This is a genomic window from Dechloromonas agitata is5, from assembly GCF_000519045.1.
In the GTDB taxonomy this organism is placed as follows: Bacteria; Pseudomonadota; Gammaproteobacteria; order Burkholderiales; family Rhodocyclaceae; genus Azonexus; species Azonexus agitatus.
Genome location: NZ_KI912532.1, coordinates 1655647 through 1672116 on the forward strand (window position 1 = coordinate 1655647; position 16470 = coordinate 1672116).

15 protein-coding genes and 1 tRNA gene are annotated in these 16470 nt (G+C 62.5%); 8 read left to right on the forward strand and 8 right to left on the reverse strand.

Annotation, left to right across the window (positions count from 1 at the left end; translation table 11 throughout):
- Positions 1 to 118: 118 nt before the first annotated feature.
- From K420_RS0108195 to msrA, 4 genes are all read left to right on the forward strand, one after another.
- Complete coding sequence (locus tag K420_RS0108195; RefSeq protein ID WP_027457625.1) at positions 119 to 745, forward strand: TetR/AcrR family transcriptional regulator; 627 nt, start codon at positions 119 to 121, stop codon at positions 743 to 745.
- On the forward strand, positions 742 to 3246 hold the full coding sequence (locus K420_RS0108200) for a PEP/pyruvate-binding domain-containing protein (RefSeq protein ID WP_027457626.1): 2505 nt from the start codon (positions 742 to 744) through the stop codon (positions 3244 to 3246). Before K420_RS0108195 ends, K420_RS0108200 begins: the two co-directional genes overlap by 4 nt.
- Positions 3247 to 3484: 238 nt before the next feature.
- A complete protein-coding gene (locus K420_RS0108205; protein ID WP_027457627.1) occupies positions 3485 to 4168 on the forward strand; it encodes a transglycosylase SLT domain-containing protein in 684 nt (227 codons plus the stop codon).
- Positions 4169 to 4237: 69 nt separating this feature from the next.
- Positions 4238 to 4786: a peptide-methionine (S)-S-oxide reductase MsrA gene (msrA, locus tag K420_RS0108210; RefSeq protein WP_027457628.1), complete on the forward strand. Its 549-nt coding sequence runs from the start codon at positions 4238 to 4240 to the stop codon at positions 4784 to 4786.
- Between the two features lie 9 nt (positions 4787 to 4795).
- Here the strand turns inward: msrA and lnt are convergent, their stop codons facing one another.
- Genes lnt through miaB form a run of 5 tightly spaced genes read right to left on the reverse strand, consistent with a single transcriptional unit; the run spans position 4796 to position 9822 of the window.
- The gene (lnt, locus tag K420_RS0108215) at positions 4796 to 6259 is read right to left on the reverse strand and encodes an apolipoprotein N-acyltransferase (protein ID WP_051453015.1); all 1464 of its coding nucleotides are present in this window, start codon (positions 6257 to 6259) and stop codon (positions 4796 to 4798) included.
- The gene (locus tag K420_RS0108220) at positions 6237 to 7085 is read right to left on the reverse strand and encodes an HlyC/CorC family transporter (protein ID WP_027457630.1); all 849 of its coding nucleotides are present in this window, start codon (positions 7083 to 7085) and stop codon (positions 6237 to 6239) included. The genes lnt and K420_RS0108220 overlap by 23 nt, the downstream gene beginning before the upstream one ends.
- Before the next feature lie 5 nt (positions 7086 to 7090).
- On the reverse strand, positions 7091 to 7537 hold the full coding sequence (gene ybeY / locus K420_RS0108225; RefSeq protein ID WP_027457631.1) for an rRNA maturation RNase YbeY: 447 nt from the start codon (positions 7535 to 7537) through the stop codon (positions 7091 to 7093).
- Positions 7512 to 8504, reverse strand: a complete 993-nt coding sequence (locus tag K420_RS0108230) for a PhoH family protein (protein ID WP_027457632.1) — start codon at positions 8502 to 8504, stop codon at positions 7512 to 7514. Before K420_RS0108230 ends, ybeY begins: the two co-directional genes overlap by 26 nt.
- Positions 8485 to 9822 (reverse strand): tRNA (N6-isopentenyl adenosine(37)-C2)-methylthiotransferase MiaB, encoded by a 1338-nt coding sequence (gene miaB / locus K420_RS0108235; RefSeq protein WP_027457633.1) that lies wholly within the window; start codon positions 9820 to 9822, stop codon positions 8485 to 8487. The genes K420_RS0108230 and miaB overlap by 20 nt, the downstream gene beginning before the upstream one ends.
- A 118-nt stretch (positions 9823 to 9940) precedes the next feature.
- Between miaB and K420_RS0108240 the strand changes: the two genes are divergently transcribed.
- A tRNA-Met gene (locus tag K420_RS0108240) sits at positions 9941 to 10017 on the forward strand.
- An 83-nt stretch (positions 10018 to 10100) separates the two neighbouring features.
- Complete coding sequence (locus tag K420_RS0108245; RefSeq protein WP_027457634.1) at positions 10101 to 10547, forward strand: YaiI/YqxD family protein; 447 nt, start codon at positions 10101 to 10103, stop codon at positions 10545 to 10547.
- A 3-nt stretch (positions 10548 to 10550) separates the two neighbouring features.
- On the opposite strand, the gene K420_RS0108250 is transcribed toward K420_RS0108245, so the two are convergent.
- From K420_RS0108250 to ahpC, 3 genes are all read right to left on the reverse strand, one after another.
- Positions 10551 to 11039: an acyl-CoA thioesterase gene (locus tag K420_RS0108250; protein ID WP_027457635.1), complete on the reverse strand. Its 489-nt coding sequence runs from the start codon at positions 11037 to 11039 to the stop codon at positions 10551 to 10553.
- Positions 11040 to 11111: 72 nt separating this feature from the next.
- The gene (gene ahpF / locus K420_RS0108255) at positions 11112 to 12677 is read right to left on the reverse strand and encodes an alkyl hydroperoxide reductase subunit F (RefSeq protein WP_027457636.1); all 1566 of its coding nucleotides are present in this window, start codon (positions 12675 to 12677) and stop codon (positions 11112 to 11114) included.
- Positions 12678 to 12812: 135 nt separating this feature from the next.
- Positions 12813 to 13376 (reverse strand): alkyl hydroperoxide reductase subunit C, encoded by a 564-nt coding sequence (ahpC, locus tag K420_RS0108260; RefSeq protein ID WP_027457637.1) that lies wholly within the window; start codon positions 13374 to 13376, stop codon positions 12813 to 12815.
- A gap of 297 nt (positions 13377 to 13673) precedes the next feature.
- Here ahpC and K420_RS18445 point away from each other — a divergent pair, with 297 nt between their 5' ends.
- Entirely contained in the window at positions 13674 to 13934 is a 261-nt protein-coding gene (locus K420_RS18445; RefSeq protein WP_035854627.1) for a chaperone NapD, read from the forward strand.
- A complete protein-coding gene (napA, locus tag K420_RS0108270; protein ID WP_027457638.1) occupies positions 13931 to 16444 on the forward strand; it encodes a nitrate reductase catalytic subunit NapA in 2514 nt (837 codons plus the stop codon). Before K420_RS18445 ends, napA begins: the two co-directional genes overlap by 4 nt.
- The last annotated feature ends 26 nt before the right edge of the window (positions 16445 to 16470 follow it).

The window sequence follows — 16470 nt, forward strand, 5'->3', positions numbered from 1 at the left end:
AGACGGAAAGCCTTGAATTTTACTAGGTTTTGATGGCCTTGGTCAGTGCTGGCCTAGGGCTTGCAAAATAGTGAACGTCGTTCAATAATAAACGTTGTTACGTTATTTGGCGGTTCCCATGTCGAATAAACCTGCTTTCCCGTCGCATCCGGATGCTGGTCGCCGCGAGCGCAAGCGGCAGCAGCAGTGCGACCATCTGGCCGATACGGCCTGGGCGCTGTTCGAGGCCGAGGGCTTCGAGGCGGTGACTATGGAGCGCATCGCCGAGGCGGGGGACGTCTCGAAGGTCACTCTGTATCGCCATTTCCCGGTCAAGGAGGCGTTGTTGCGCCATGTCTTTCATCGCGAGCTGCGCGAGGCTTGGCCGGCGATCCAGTCCGAATTGGCTGCCGCCAGACCAGGGCGGGCGAGGCTGGCCCGTTTCCTCCAGTTGCAGGCGGCCTGGTGCGAGAGCCGGCGCGGCTATCTGTTGCCGTATGTGCGGTTTCGCATGAGCGACATGCGCCGTCCGGAAGAAGGGCGGGAACGCAGCGGCATGGATCGGATCTTCGGTGAGTTAATTGCCCAGGGGCAGGCGTGCGGAGATTTTCGCCAGGACATCGCGGCCCCCTTGTTGGCGATGCACCTGCAGTTCGTCCATCTGGCGACGCTGCTGCGCTGGTTGAGTGAGGAAGGCCTTTCACTGGCCGATGAGCTGGCGAGCATGCTCAATCTCGTGTGCGATGGCATGGCGGTGCGCTCATGAGGGGCGCATTGGGATTGGTCGCCGCGCATGAGGCAGCCGGTGTGCAGCCGGAACGGGTGGGCGGCAAGGGCTCGCAGCTCGGTTACCTGTTGCGCTACGGTCTTCCGGTCCCCGACTTTTTCGTCGTTCCGGCTGAGTGGAGCCGCCAGCGTCTATCCGGCATACCCGCCTCCTTGCGCGAGTCGCTGAGCAGCGAACTGGAGCGGCGCCGCTGGCGGGATATCCCCCTGGCCGTTCGCTCGTCGGCCGTGGGCGAAGATGCTGCCGGTGCATCCTTTGCGGGCATCTATCGATCCTGCCTGAATGTCATGGGGCTCGATGCCTTGTGCGCTGCGATGGCAGAAGTCTGGGCGTCGCTCGATGCACCAGCGGCGGCCACCTACCGCGAACGCATGGGAATCGAATGTGAGCCCGTGATGGCCGTGGTGGTCATGCCGCTGTTGGCCGCAGAAGCCTCGGGGATTGCCTTTACGTGTGATCCGCTCAGCGGACGCGATGATCGGATGGTCGTCCATGCCCATTGGGGGCTGGGCGAAACGCTGGTCGGCGGCGAGGCGGCGGGGGACGAATACGTGTTCGCCGAAGACAGTACGGATACCTGGCGTCTGGTCGAGTGGCGTTCGGGCAGCAAGGCGACGATGGCTGTGCCGGCTCTCGCCGGAGGCACGCAGCGTGTCGCTGTGCCGCCGGAGCGAGCGACGACTGCCGTGTTCGACGCGGCCAGGGCCGAGGCGTTGGCCGGGCTGCTACGCGATGCCGCTGTCGCGTTCGATTTCGTGAGGCCGTTCTACGATCTGGAATGGGTGTGGGATGGTAGCCGTTTCTGGCTGATCCAGGCCCGCCCCGTCACCCGCCGCCCGCATCATACCTACGAAGCCTTGCGCGGACAGCCGACGATCTGGACGCGCGGCAATACCTGCGAGGTGATGCCGGAGCCCTTGCAGGCGATGGATTGGAACTTCTCCCGGCGCGGCTGTAACGATCTGCTCGAACAGGGGTGGCGCCTGATGGAGTATCCCTTGTTGTCAGGTGTGCAGCGGGCAGGATTGTTCGATGGGCGGCTCTATCTCGAAGCCTCGGTGTTGCAATGGGAGGCATGGGATGCCATCGGGCTGCTACCGGAGCGGTTCAATGCGTTGATGGGTGGGCATCAGCCTGTGATCGAGACGCCACCGATCTCCTGGCGATCCCGCCTTGCCCGGATGGCGCGAACGCTGCGCTATCTGCGCAACGCGCCGGGCATGGGGCGGCGGGGTGATGCGGAGGTTGAGCGGGCCCATGCCATTGCGCGCGAACTCCAGGCCGCTTCCTTGCCGGAGGACGCGACGGCCATCACCGCGCTGTTGCATCGATTGATCAAACCGGCGCGTGAATTTGCCGGCATGTTCTTCCTGCAGGGCTCCGGAGGCGGCAGCCTGAGTCTGCTGCTGGATACGCTGGAGCGCGCCTTCCCCGGTGAGAGTGCGGCAATCGGCTCCGCCTTGTTGGCGGGGGGCGAAGCGAGCGTGACAGCCGAACAGGGTTATGCCCTGCTGACCCTGGCACGGCTGGCGAAAGCCGCGACAACACCGGAGCGTCCGTTGGATGACCCGGCGTTTGCCACCGCCTTCGCGGATTTCATGGCGCGCTATGGGCATCGGGGACATTACGAAACCTACCTGCGCAGCCCGCGCTGGCATGAGCAACCCGAGCAATTGCTCGAACAGCTTCCGGCTTTGGGCGAGGTAGACGCCGCTGCCATGCGCGCCCGCCAGAAAGCGGCGGCACAAGCCGCCTGGGGGCGCATCCGTCGCGAACTGCCCTTCTGGTACCGCTTCTTGTTGCGGGCGCAGGTCAAGGCAGCCAATCGCGACAGCAACCGCCGCGAGGCGGCGCGTAGCGCGCTCATCGCCTTGCTTGCCGCTGGACGGCGTTTGTGGCTGCTGATCGGCGAGCGACTGGTGCGTGACGGGACGCTGCATCGGCCGGATGACATCTTCCATTTGTTACCCGCTGAAGTCTTTCGCTATGCCGACGGCTCCCTGCCGCAGAACGGGCTGCGGGCACGATTGGCGGCGCGTAAGACCGTGTTCGCCGTCTGGCAGGCGACTGAAGTGCACGAATGGTTTGTGCTGGCGCCGTCGGGAGCGGGCGTAGCCGCAATGGTTGCGGCAAACGGGCCACCGACTGAAACGGTCCTGGGGCAGATCTTTGCTGGTGTCGCTACCGGTACCGGCGTAGGAAGGGGGCGGGTGCGTCGACTGACTCATCCATCTGAGGGCATGGCATTGCAGCCCGGCGAAATCCTCGTCGCGCCGTCGACCGATCCAGGGTGGACGCCCTTGTTCCTGAAGGCTGGCGGGCTGGTTGTTGAAACCGGGGGCTACCTGTCGCATGGCGCTATCGTGGCGCGGGAGTTTGCACTGCCGGCGGTGGTCAATCTGCCGGGCATTCTCGGGGTGCTCAAGGATGGTGATACGGTGGAGGTCGATGGCATAAAAGGGACTGTGCGTCTCTTGTAAGTGTTGTCGCGACGCAACATCGAGTTGCTTCAGGATTTTGGTGTGCGTTGACTTAGTTCAATGTAATCAATAAACTGCAAACGATGTTGCGGTGCAACATCGGCTATCCGCTCGTGCCATCCCTTTATCGGCGCGGCTTTGCAGCGATTCTGCTGCCCCGATTTCTGCCGATGTCGTGCCCCCCGTAACCGTACGCTGCGCAGTCGTTTGGCGCAGTGGCCACAGTGAAGGAGGTCGCATGAACGCTTCGACCGTTTTCTTGCCTGCCTTGCAGCGCATTTCAGCCCTGATTCTCGGGCTATTCCAGAAGTTCCTGATGTTGGCCGGCTTGCTGTTTATCGCCGGTCTGGTGGGGGTCCAGAGCGGGCGCCTCGATCTTGAAGGGGCGCTTGTCCAGCAGATACTGTCGGTTGCCGCGGCAGCCGAGGAAATCGAACCAGGTGACGTGGCAGAGGCAGATGTCTCCCTGTCGCTCGATCCACGCCTGCAGGGCGCGATGGACTATGTCTCCCGCCGTTACAGGGTGTCGACCGAGGCGCTGGAGCCTGTTTTCGCAACCGCGCAGGATGTCGGCCGCGAACTGCATATCGACCCGCTGCTCATCATCGCCGTGATCGGTGTCGAATCCGGCTTCAACCCCTTCTCGCAAAGTGGCTTCGGTGCGCTGGGGTTGATGCAGGTCGTGCCGCGCTTCCATCAGGACAAGTTGCCCGGCGAGGGCGCTTCCTTTCTCGATCCGGTGACCAACGTCCAGGTCGGGGCGCGTGTGCTGAAGGAGTCCATACGCCGCAGCGGCGGCCTGGAACAGGGGTTGCAGCAATTTGGCGGGGCCTTGGGCGATGCCAGCCGGCGCTATGCGGCCAAGGTGCTGGCCGAGCGGCAGCGCCTGGAGCAGGCGGTGCAGCGCCTGGGGGCCGCCTGACCGGCTGCAGCCGGGGAACTCTGCGGCGATGGCCGGGTCCGATCGGCATCCCGACGATGACTGAACGCCATGCCGCAATCCGTTTTCCCCCTGGCTACCCTGGCGGGTGGCTGCTTCTGGTGCCTGGAGGCTGCGTTCGAGCAGCTTGAAGGCGTTGTCTCCGTGCTGCCCGGTTATATGGGCGGCCACCTGCCCTGTCCCAACTACGAAGCTGTCTGCCGGGGCGATAGCGGTCATGCCGAGGTGGTGCAGCTGGCTTATGACCCGACGCTGATCGACTACGAGACACTGCTCGCCGCCTTTTTCACCATCCATGACCCGACGACCCTGAACCGCCAGGGGCATGATGTCGGCAGCCAGTACCGCTCGGCCATTTTCTATCACGATGCAGCGCAGCAGGCGATGGCCGAGGCAATGATCGCCCGCCTGAATGGCGAGGGCTATTGGCCGTCGCCGATCGTGACGGAGGTGGTGCCGGCGGGCACCTTTTTCGAGGCGGAGGAATATCATCACGCATATTTCCGCCGTAATCCCTATCAGGGCTATTGTCTCGCCGTCGTTGCGCCGAAAGCGGCCAAGCTGCGGCAAGCCTTCGCCGACCGTCTGAAGGCAGGGTAGGCGCGGCGTTCAGCCCCGGCGGCGCAGGCTGAGCAGCGCCATGAGGCCGATCAGGCCGAGCGCCGGCCAGTCGCCGAAGCGGGCGTAGGGGGTTAACCCGCTTTGGGCGGTGACCTCGCCGGTCAGGACGCCCGTCGTGAAGGGCGGCAGGGTGGCGCGTACCGTGCCGTCGGCGTCGACGATCGCGGTCATGCCGGTATTGGTGGCGCGCAGCATCGGTCGGCCGCTCTCCAGCGCGCGCAGCTGGGCGATCTGCAGGTGTTGCGGCTGGGCCAGCGAATCGCCGAACCAGGCGGTGTTGGACAGATTGATGAGGATGCCGGCGGCGGGCAGGGCGCGGATGATTTCGCGACCGAAGACGTCCTCGTAGCAGATATTGGCGGCCACCTGCCGGCCGGCGACGGCCAGCGGCGGTTGCTGTTCCGGCCCGCGCGAGAAGGAGGAGGCCGGGATGTTGGCGTAGGCCATGAACCAGGCGAAACCGGGCGGGATGAACTCGCCGTAAGGCACCAGATGGCTCTTGCTGTAGACCTGAAGCGGCGAGGCCCCGAGGCTGATGGCGCTGTTGTAGTAGGCTGCCGTATCGCCGGTCAGCGCGCCGAAGACGATGTCCCCCTGCTGGCGCCGGGCCAGTTGTCGCAGGGTGTCGACATAGTCCTCCGGTAACTGGTCGATAAAGACCGGGAAGGCGGTTTCGGGCAGCAGGGTCAATTGGGCCGGGTTGGCCTCGATCAGTTCGCGATAGAGGGCGAGCGTGCGGAAGAAGGCTTCCGGGCGGAATTTCATTTCCTGCGGGATGTTGCCCTGGATCAGCGCGACGCTGATCGGCTCACCCTGCGGCACGGTCCATTCGATCTGGCGCAGGCCGAAGCCGGTGAAAGCGAGCAGGGCGATGAACCCCAGGCCGATGCGCCAGCGGAGCAACAGCGCGCCGCTGACGGCGATGGCGAAGGACAGCCCGAACACCCCGAGCAGTGGTGCGAAGCCGGCCAGCGGGCTGGGCGGTGCCTGCGAATAACCGAGCGCCAGCCAGGGAAAGCCGGTGAATAGCCAGCTGCGCACCCAGTCGCCGAGGGAGAGCGCGGCAGCGAAGAGCAGGACCTGCTGCCAAAAGGTAGCTGGCTGCCAGCGCTTGAAAGCCCAGCCGGCCATCATCGGGAACAGCGCCATCACCGCGCAGAACAGGAAAGCGGCCGGGCCGGCCAGCCACCACGGCATGCCGCCGAAGACGGACAGGCTGACATAAACCCACGACACGCCGCACAGGAAGAAGCCGAGGCCGAAGGCGAGGCCGGTGAGCAGCCCCTGGCGGGGTGTTTCGGCCCGAAGCAGCAGGGTGAAGAAACCGGCCCAGACGAGCGGGGCCAGCCAGAACAGGCCGAAGGGGGCGAAGCACAGCACGCCGCCTGCGCCGATCAGCGCGGCGAGCCCGAGGCGGTGTGGCAGCCGCTCAGGCAGTCGTTTCGTCAGCACCGTGCGGTGGTTTGGGCAGGTCGACGAGCAGGGTGTACAGGCGGCGACTGTCGGCGCGCAGTACCTGGAAGCGCATGCCGTCGATCTCGACGATTTCGTTGCGCTTCGGGACGCGGCCGAGGTGACGCAGGATCAGGCCGCCGACGGTGTCGAATTCCTCGTCGGAGAAGGTGGTCGAAAAGGCTTCGTTGAAATCCTCGATTTCGGTACGTGCCTTGACGCGGTAGCGGCCGGAGGCGTCCAGCCGGATGTTGTCGTGTGCTTCGTCGAAGTCATATTCGTCTTCGATGTCGCCGACGATCTGCTCCAGCACGTCTTCGATGGTGACCAGGCCGGCGACGCCACCGTATTCGTTGACGACGATGGCCATGTGGTTGCGCGAGACGCGGAATTCACGCAGCAGCACGTTCAGGCGCTTCGATTCGGGGATGAAGACGGCCGGGCGCAGCCAGTCGCGCAGATCGAAGTTCTCTTCGGTGTGGATGCGCAGCAGATCCTTGGCGAGCAGGATGCCCAGCACATTGTCGCGGTCGCCATCGACGACCGGGAAACGCGAATGCGCGGCATCGATCACGGTGGCGACGATGTCATTCAGCGGGTCGTCGACGTCGATGACGTCCATCTGGGCCCGCGGGATCATCACGTCGGTGACGCGGGTGTCGGAGACGGCCAAGGCGCCTTCGATGATGGTCAGCGCATCGGCATCCATCAGGTTGCGCTCGTAGGCCGAGTGCAGGATTTCAAGCAGCTGCTCGCGATCTTCCGGTTCGCGCAGCAGCAGGGAGGTCAGTCGTTCAATGAAACTCGGTTTACTGTCGGGGTCCATAAGTCTTAGTCGGCGTAGGGATCGGGATAACCCAGCGCGGCGAGAATCTTCCTTTCTTCGTCTTCCATGGCCTGGGCAGCGTCATCTTCTTCGTGGTCCCAGCCCTGCAAATGCAGCATACCATGCACCGTCAGATGGGCGTAATGCGCCGCCAGCGGCTTGTTTTGCTCCGTCGCCTCGCGCGCGACGACGCTCGGGCAGATGACCAGGTCGCCCAGCACCAGCGGTTCGGTGTCATACGGAAAGGACAGCACGTTGGTTGCGTAGTCCTTGCCGCGGTACTCGTTGTTCAGTTCCTGGCCTTCGTCGGCGTCGACCAGGCGGATGGTGATTTCGCCACCGCCGACCAGTGCGGCACGCGCCCAGCGCACGAAATCTGCACGCAAGGGTAAGCCCTCACGGTTACAGGCGTATTGCACGGAGAGGTTAAGTCGCTTGCTGACGTTTTTCATAGGCCTCGACGATGCGGGCAACCAGCGGGTGGCGCACCACGTCTTCCTTGTGGAATTGGGTAAAGGCGATGCCGCGCACGTCGCGCAGCACTTCGATGGCTTCCTTGAGGCCGCTCTTCTGGCCCTTGGGCAGGTCGACCTGGGTGATGTCGCCGGTGACCACCGCCTTGGCGCCGATGCCGATGCGGGTCAGGAACATCTTCATTTGCTCCGGCGTCGTGTTCTGCGCCTCGTCGAGGATGACGAAGGCGTGGTTCAGCGTGCGGCCGCGCATGAAGGCGAGCGGCGCGATCTCGATGGCACGCTTCTCGTACAGTTTGGCGACACGGTCGGCGCCCATCAGGTCGTACAGCGCGTCGTAGAGCGGGCGCAGGTAGGGGTCGATCTTCTGCGTCAAATCGCCGGGCAGGAAGCCGAGGCGTTCGCCGGCTTCAACTGCCGGGCGGGTCAGGATGATGCGCTCGACCAGATCGCGCTCGAAGGCATCGACTGCCGAGGCGACAGCGAGGTAGGTCTTGCCGGTGCCGGCCGGGCCGATGCCGAAGGTGATGTCGTGTTCCTGAATGTGCTTCAGGTACTCGATCTGGCGCGGCGTGCGGCCGTGCAGCTCGGTCTTGCGGGTAACCAGTTGCGGGCCATCGACCGGGCCTTCGGCGGGGCGCGAAATGCGGCGCACCGGGGCGTTGAGGAATTCGACCAGACCGAGCTGGATTTCATCGACCGTCAACGGCTGGCGCGCCAACGCATAGAAGTGGCGGATGGCGTCAGCCGTCAGCTGCGCCTTCTCGCCGATGATCGAAATGCGTTCGTTGCGGCGGCGGATGGTGACATCGAACCCCGTCTCGATCTGCCGGATGTTTTCGTCCAGCGGCCCGCACAGGTTGGCGAGCTGGGTATTGTCGACCGGCGTCAGGGCGAATTCGACCGGCTTCGACTTGGGGGCGGGCTTAGTTTTCGCGGATGACAATTTCGCCTCGCAGGCTGTGCGGCAATGCTTCGGTGATGCGCACCTCGACGAAGGTGTTGATCAGCCTGGGATTGCCGGCAAAGTTGACGATCCGGTTGTTGTCGGTACGACCGGCCAGTTCATTGGCATCCTTTTTCGACGTGCCTTCGACCAGTACGCGTTGCACGGTGCCCACCATCGACCGGCTGACGGCCTGCGCCAGTTCGTCGATGCGCTTCTGCAAGCGGCTCAGGCGGGCGGACTTCACGTCGGCCGGCGTGTTGTCGTCGAGTTCCAGTGCCGGCGTGCCGGGACGCGGGCTGTAGATGAAGGAGAACGAGGCGTCGAACTCGACGTCATCGATCAGCTTCATGGTCTTTTCGAAATCCTCGTCCGTCTCGCCCGGGAAACCGACGATGAAGTCCGTGGACATCGAAATGTCCGGCCGCGCGGCGCGCAACTTGCGGACGATGGACTTGTACTCCAGCGTCGTGTAGCCACGCTTCATCGCCGCCAGCACGCGGTCGGAACCGGCCTGCACCGGCAGATGCAGGTGCGACACCAGCTTCGGCACCTTGGCGTAGGTGTCGATCAGGCGCTGCGACATTTCGCGCGGATGCGAGGTGGTGTAGCGGATGCGCTCGATGCCCGGCACCTCGGCGATATACTCGATCAGCATCGCCAGGTCGGCCTTCTCGTCGGTGCCCTCCATGTCGCCACGGTAGGCATTGACGTTCTGGCCAAGTAGTGTCACTTCCTTGACGCCGTGCGCCGCCAGGTCAGCCACCTCGGTCAGGACGTCATTGAACGGCCGCGACACTTCGCCGCCCCGGGTATAGGGCACGATGCAGAAGGTGCAGAACTTGGAGCAGCCTTCCATGATCGAGACGAAGGCGGTGGCGCCCTTCACCTCGGCCGGCGGCATGGCATCGAACTTCTCGATTTCCGGGAAGGAGACGTCGACCGCTGCCTTGCCCTTTTCCTTGCGCTCGGCGATCAGCTGCGGCAAACGGTGTAGCGTCTGCGGGCCGAACACGATATCGACGTACGGTGCGCGGGCGACGATGGCCTCGCCCTCCTGGCTGGCGACGCAACCGCCAACGCCGATCACCAGGTTCGGATTCTGCTGTTTCAGGTGCTTGACCCGGCCGAGATCGTGGAAAACCTTCTCCTGCGCCTTTTCGCGCACCGAGCAGGTGTTGAACAGGATGATGTCAGCCTCTTCGGGGTTGTCCGTCTTGACGACGCCTTCGGCGGCATGGAGCACGTCGGCCATCTTGTCCGAATCGTACTCGTTCATCTGGCACCCGAAAGTGCGGATGAAAAGCTTCTTGGTCATGAAAATGCTTTAAAAATCAGTGGGGCCACGGCGCATGCCGGGCGGAAGGAAAGTCGCGCATTATAACGCGGTTGACCACTTTGCCGCCGCCCCACTATAATTCGCGCCCTCGTAGCGTGGTGATGTAGCTCAGACGGTTAGAGCGATGGATTCATAACCCATAGGTCGGCAGTTCGATTCTGCCCATCACCACCAAAATTCAAGCAAAAAGCCCAGCCCACAAAGCTGGGCTTTTTGCTTTCCGGCTTGTTCAAGGGCTGCACGGAGGGGAGGGAGCGATGAAAATATGGGTGGATGCCGATGCTTGCCCGGTGGCGATCAAGGAAATTCTCTATCGCGCCGCCAATCGCACCGAGATCGAACTGACCCTGATTGCCAACCAGATGCTGCGGGTGCCACCCTCGCCGTGGATCAAGGCGCTGCAAGTGCCTTCCGGTTTCGACGTGGCCGATCGGCGCATCGCTCAGGAGGTCGCGGCAGGGGATCTGGTGGTAACCGCAGATGTGCCGCTGGCGGCGCAGGTCATCGCCAAAGGGGCTGTGGTGATCGATCCGCGCGGCGAATTGCTGGACAAGGGGAACATCCAGGAGCGGCTGAGCATGCGCAATTTCATGGAGACGCTGCGCAATACTGGCGTTGAAACTGGTGGCCCGGCATCCCTGTCGGCGGCTGATCGGCAGGCTTTCGCCAATCAGTTGGACCGGCTGCTGTCCGGCAGCCGATAGCCGTTACGGCAGCGCGGTGACGTGGAGTTGCTTCTGCCGCGTCTCGAATTCCTTGCGTAGTTCGCGGCGCAGCTGGGCTGCCCGATAGCGACGGATTTCGTCCGGCGTCTTCGGTTCGAGTGGCGGAACCGGGGTGGTCTGGCCATGGTCGTCGACAGCGACCATGGTGAAAAAGCAGCTGTTGGCGTGGCGGATAACCTGGTCGCGGATGCTCTCAGCCAGAACCTTGACACCGATTTCCATCGAGGTGTGTCCGGTGTAGTTCACCGAGGCAAGGAAGGTGACCAGTTCGCCGACGTGGATGGGCTGGCGGAACATGACCTGATCGACTGACAGCGTGACGACGTACTGGCTGGCATAGCGGCTGGCGCAGGCATAGGCAACCTGGTCCAGCAGTTTGAGAATGGTGCCGCCATGGACGTTGCCGGAGAAGTTGGCCATGTCCGGGGTCATCAGCACGGTCATGGCGAGTTGGTGTTTAGGAAGGTGCATTGTGAGCTCCGGAGACTGAAAACGGCCAGGGACGGTCCCCCGTCTCTGGCCGTTGATGGCGTGGGCACTGGCTCAGGCCGGCGCCGAGCTGCGGATCAGATGGTCGAAGGCACTCAGCGAGGCGGTAGCCCCGGAGCCCATGGCGATGATGATCTGCTTGTACGGCGTCGTCGTGCAGTCGCCGGCGGCAAAGACACCTGGCACGCTGGTCTGGCCCTTGGCGTCGATCACGATCTCGCCGAACTTGCTCAGTTCGACCGAGCCCTTCAGCCAGTCGGTATTGGGCAGCAAGCCGATCTGCACGAAGATACCTTCCAGTTCGACCTGCTTCTCCTCACCGGTAACCCGGTCCTTATAGCGCAGGCCGTTGACTTTCTGGCCGTCGCCGGTGACTTCGGTGGTCTGGGCCGACTTGATCACCGTAACGTTGGGCAGGCTGTTGAGCTTGCTTTGCAGCACGGCGTCGGCACGCAGCGTGTCGGCGAATTCGAGCAGCGTGACGTGGGCGACGATGCCGGCCAGGTCAATCGCTGCCTCGACACCGGAGTTGCCGCCCCCGATGACCGCCACGCGCTTGCCCTTGAACAGCGGGCCGTCGCAGTGCGGGCAGAAGCAGACGCCCTTGGCCTTGTATTCCTTCTCGCCCGGCACGTTCATCTCCCGCCAGCGGGCACCGGTGGAGAGAATCACGCTCTTGGCCTGCAGCTTCGCGCCGTTCTCCAGTTCGATGGCAATCAGACCGCCATTTTCGCTGGCCGGGATCAGCTTTCCGGCGCGTTGCAGGTTCATCACATCGACGTCGTATTCCTTGACGTGCTGTTCCAGCGAGGCGACCAGCTTGGGGCCTTCGGTGTAAGGCACGGAGATGAAGTTCTCGATGCCCAGCGTGTCCATGACCTGTCCACCGAAGCGCTCGGCGACGACGCCGGTGCGGATGCCCTTGCGGGCGGCGTAGATCGCTGCCGCGGCGCCAGCCGGACCACCGCCGACGACGAGCACGTCGAAGGCATCCTTCTGGCCGAGGGCTTCGGCAGCGCGGGCGGCGGCGCCGGTATCGACCTTGGCGAGGATTTCCTCGATCAGCATGCGGCCCGCGCCGAATTCGGCGTCGTTCAGGTAGGTGGTCGGCACGGCCATGATCTGGCGGACGTTTACCTCATCCTGGAACATCGCGCCGTCGATCATCGTGCTGGTGACATTCGGGTTGACCACGGCCATCAGATTCAGCGCCTGCACGACGTCCGGGCAGTTATGGCAGGAGAGCGAGATGTAGGTCTCGAACTTGAAGCTGCCGGGCAGGGCCTTGATCTGGTCAATGATCGCTTGCTCGACCTTGGGCGGGTGGCCGCCGGTTTGCAGCAGGGCGAGAACGAGCGAGGTGAATTCGTGGCCCATCGGCAAGCCGGCAAAGTGAATGCGGGGCGTTTCACCCGGCAAGCCGACGGCGAAAGACGGAATCCGGGTTGCGCCGCCGTTTTCACGCAGGCTGACCTTGTCGGAGCATTCGAGAATGTCGTTCAACAGGGCGCGCATTTCCTGGCCCTTGGCGCTGTCGTCCAGCGTGGCGACCAGTTCGATGGGGCGTTGCAGGCGTTCGAGGTAGGCCTTGAGTTGGCCCTTGATGGCAGCATCCAGCATGTTGCGGTTCTCCCTTGCAGTCATTTTTTGGATTTCACTGAAAAGCTGCGGTGCACCGCAGCTTTTCAGTGAAATCCCGCCGCCGGGAAGCGGCGGGTTTCTTCTTTTCGTGTATCTCTGTTGGCAGTTGGGGGCTTAGATCTTACCGACCAGGTCCAGCGACGGGGCCAGGGTCTTTTCGCCTTCCTTCCACTTGGCCGGGCAGACTTCGTTCGGGTGGGCGGCGGTGTATTGGGCGGCCTTCAGCTTGCGCAGCGTTTCGGAGATGTCGCGGGCGATTTCGTTGGAATGGATTTCAACCGTCTTGATGACGCCATCCGGGTTGATCACGAAGGTGCCGCGCAGGGCCAGGCCTTCCTCGTCAATATGCACGTCGAAGGCGCGGGTCAGTTGGTGGGTCGGGTCGCCGATCAGCGGGAACTGAGCCTTGCCCACGGCCGGCGAGGTTTCGTGCCAGACCTTGTGCGAGAAGTGGGTGTCGGTGGTGACGATGTACACCTCGGCGCCGGCCTTCTGGAACTCGGCGTAGTTATTGGCGGCATCCTCGATTTCGGTCGGGCAGTTGAAGGTGAAGGCAGCCGGCATGAAAATCATGACGGACCACTTGCCCTTCAGGCTGGCGTCGGTGACTTCGATGAACTTGCCATTGTGGAAAGCTTGGGCCTTGAACGGTTGAATCTGGGTGTTGATGAGCGACATCGTTTTCTCCTTGCTTGGGTTTGAGTGGGTGTGTGTCGAAAGCAGAAAGAATATTAGGAAAGCTGGGGCGATTGTTCTAATTGATTGTTTCAATATCAACAATAGCGATTGAAAATCATGCCTGGTTCGTGGTGCTCAGTGTGTAGTTCAAACGAACTAATATGTTTCGTTGTTAGTACTAGCGTAACCTGTCCGTGTGAGCGAACTTGACTCAAATCAAGTGAATAACCCTACTAATCGGAGAGATTACGCCCCGTGACAGTTCAAGCTGTTATCCGAATTCAGGAGGTTGTGCCCATGAACATATCCAGTGCCATCTTGCATGTCGTACCGGCCCGTTTGGCCGAAGCACGCGAAGCCTTGCTCAAGCTTCCCGGTTTGGAAATTCATGCGGAGAGCCCGGAGGGAAAGATGGTCGTCGTGCTGGAGGATGACGATCTGGAGTCGGCTGCAAACAAGTATGTAGCCCTGCATGGTATGCCCGGCGTCGCATCGGTGGCCATGGTTTATCAGTACAGCGACGACGAATTAGTGGAAACCGAGGAGGTACAAGCGTGAAACTCAATCGACGCGATTTCATCAAGGCCAATGCGGCCGCGGCAGCCATGTCGGTTGCCGGGATGTCAGCTCCGGGCACGGCGCTGGCTCAGGGCAAGGACGATATCCGCTGGGACAAGGCAGCCTGCCGCTTCTGCGGCACCGGATGCGGTGTGCTGGTCGGTACCCAGGACGGCCGCGTGGTGGCCACCCAGGGTGACCCGGATGCGCCGGTCAACCGTGGCCTGAACTGTATCAAGGGCTATTTCCTGTCCAAGATCATGTATGGCTCCGACCGTCTGAAGACGCCCATGCTGCGCATGAAGGACGGCAAGTTCGACAAGAACGGCGATTTCAAGCCGATCTCCTGGACGCAGGCCTTCGACATCATGGAAGAGAAGTGCAAGGCCACCCTCAAGGCCAAGGGGCCGAACGGCATCGCCATGTTCGGTTCGGGCCAGTGGACGGTGTGGGAAGGTTATGCTGCCTCCAAGCTGATCAAGGCCGGCTTCCGCTCCAACAACCTCGATCCCAACGCCCGCCACTGCATGGCATCGGCGGTGGCCGGTTTCATGCGCACCTTCGGCATTGATGAGCCGATGGGCTGCTACGACGACATCGAGCATGCCGACGCCTTCTTCCTGTGGGGCTCGAACATGGCCGAGATGCATCCGATCCTCTGGACGCGCATCACTGACCGCAAGCTGTCGAGCAAGCACGTCAAGGTCGGCGTGTTGTCCACCTTCGAACATCGCTCGTTCGAACTGGCCGATATCCCGATGATCTTCAAGCCGAACACGGATCTGGCGATCCTGAATTTCATCTGCCATCACATCATCACGACCGGCAAGGTCAATCAGGACTTCGTCAACAAGCACGTCAATTTCAAGAAGGGCGAAACCGACATCGGCTTTGGTCTGCGCCCGACGCACGCGCTTGAAAAGAAGGCGACCAACAACGGTTATCCGGGTGAGGATGGCAAGCCGAAGGGCAACCCCGCCAAGGCGGACAACATTACCTTCGACGACTTCAAGAAGTTCGTCTCGGAATACACCGCTGACAAGGTCTCCAAGCTGTCTGGCGTGCCGGCGAAGGACCTGATTGCGATGGCCGAGTTGTACGCCGACCCGAAAGTGAAGTGCGTGTCCTTCTGGACCATGGGCTTCAACCAGCATACGCGCGGCACGTGGGTCAATAACATGATCTACAACGTACATCTGCTGGTCGGCAAGATTTCCGAGCCGGGCAACAGCCCGTTCTCGCTGACCGGCCAGCCGTCTGCCTGCGGTACGGCGCGCGAAGTGGGTACCTTTGCCCACCGCTTGCCGGCCGACATGGTCGTCACCAACCCGGATCACCGCAAGCACACCGAGGAAATCTGGCAACTGCCGGAAGGTACGCTGAACGACAAGATCGGCCTGCACGCCGTGGCCATGGCTCGCGCGCTCAAGGACGGCAAGGTCAATTTCTACTGGCAGCAGTGCAACAACAACATGCAGGCCGGTCCGAACATCAACGAGGAACTCTACCCGGGCTGGCGCAAGCCGGAGAACTTCATCGTCGTCTCCGACCCGTATCCGACCGTCTCGGCAATGGCGGCCGACCTCATCCTGCCGACCGCCATGTGGGTCGAGAAGGAAGGCGCCTACGGCAATGCCGAGCGGCGTACCCAGTTCTGGCGTCAGCAGGTCAAGGCGCCGGGTGAGGCCCGCTCTGATGTCTGGCAGATCATGGAGTTTTCCAAGCGCTTCAAGATGGAAGAGGTGTGGACGCCGGAACTGCTGGCCAAGGCTCCGAAGTACAAGGGCAAGACGATGTTCGATGTGCTCTTCGCCAACGGGGTGGTCAATAAGTACAAGTTGAGCGAGACAGCGCCCGGCTTTGAAAACGACGATTCCAAGCTGATGGGCTTCTACATCCAGAAGGGCCTGTTCGAGGAATACGCGGCCTTTGGCCGTGGCCATGGTCACGACCTGGCGCCGTTCGATACCTATCACAAGGCGCGTGGCCTGCGTTGGCCGGTGGTCGATGGCAAGGAAACCCTGTGGCGCTTCCGCGAGGGCTATGACCCGTACGTCAAGAAGGGCGAGGGGGTGAAGTTCTATGGCCACAAGGACGGCAAGGCCGTGATCTTTGCGCTGCCTTACCAGGATCCGCCCGAGATGCCGGATCCCGAGTTCAACCTGTGGTTGTGCACCGGCCGCGTGCTGGAGCACTGGCACACCGGTTCGATGACCCGTCGTGTTCCCGAGTTGTACAAATCCTTCCCGGATGCCGTGGTGTTCATGCACCCGGACGACGCTCGCGACCGTGGCTTGCAGCGCGGCATGGAGGTCAAGATCGCTTCCCGTCGCGGCGAAGTGGTCATGCGCGTGGAAACCCGCGGCCGTAACAAGCCGCCGCGTGGACTGGTCTTCATCCCGTTCTTCGATGCGGGGCGCCTGGTCAACAAGCTGACCCTGGACGCGACCTGTCCGATTTCCAAGGAAACGGACTACAAGAAGTGCGCGGTCAAGGTGACGAAGGCCTGATCGGACGATAACAACGAATAGCGGCC

Excerpts from the sequence above, each read along its gene's own strand:
- K420_RS0108195 (WP_027457625.1), top strand. The coding sequence starts at position 119 with ATGTCGAATAAACCTGCTTTCCCGTCGCATCCGGATGCTGGTCGCCGC.
- K420_RS0108200 (WP_027457626.1), top strand. The coding sequence starts at position 742 with ATGAGGGGCGCATTGGGATTGGTCGCCGCGCATGAGGCAGCCGGTGTG.
- K420_RS0108205 (WP_027457627.1), top strand. The coding sequence starts at position 3,485 with ATGAACGCTTCGACCGTTTTCTTGCCTGCCTTGCAGCGCATTTCAGCC.
- msrA (WP_027457628.1), top strand. The coding sequence starts at position 4,238 with ATGCCGCAATCCGTTTTCCCCCTGGCTACCCTGGCGGGTGGCTGCTTC.
- K420_RS0108220 (WP_027457630.1), bottom strand. The coding sequence starts at position 7,085 with ATGGACCCCGACAGTAAACCGAGTTTCATTGAACGACTGACCTCCCTG.
- ybeY (WP_027457631.1), bottom strand. The coding sequence starts at position 7,537 with ATGAAAAACGTCAGCAAGCGACTTAACCTCTCCGTGCAATACGCCTGT.
- miaB (WP_027457633.1), bottom strand. The coding sequence starts at position 9,822 with ATGACCAAGAAGCTTTTCATCCGCACTTTCGGGTGCCAGATGAACGAG.
- K420_RS0108245 (WP_027457634.1), top strand. The coding sequence starts at position 10,101 with ATGAAAATATGGGTGGATGCCGATGCTTGCCCGGTGGCGATCAAGGAA.
- K420_RS0108250 (WP_027457635.1), bottom strand. The coding sequence starts at position 11,039 with ATGCACCTTCCTAAACACCAACTCGCCATGACCGTGCTGATGACCCCG.
- ahpF (WP_027457636.1), bottom strand. The coding sequence starts at position 12,677 with ATGCTGGATGCTGCCATCAAGGGCCAACTCAAGGCCTACCTCGAACGC.
- ahpC (WP_027457637.1), bottom strand. The coding sequence starts at position 13,376 with ATGTCGCTCATCAACACCCAGATTCAACCGTTCAAGGCCCAAGCTTTC.
- K420_RS18445 (WP_035854627.1), top strand. The coding sequence starts at position 13,674 with ATGAACATATCCAGTGCCATCTTGCATGTCGTACCGGCCCGTTTGGCC.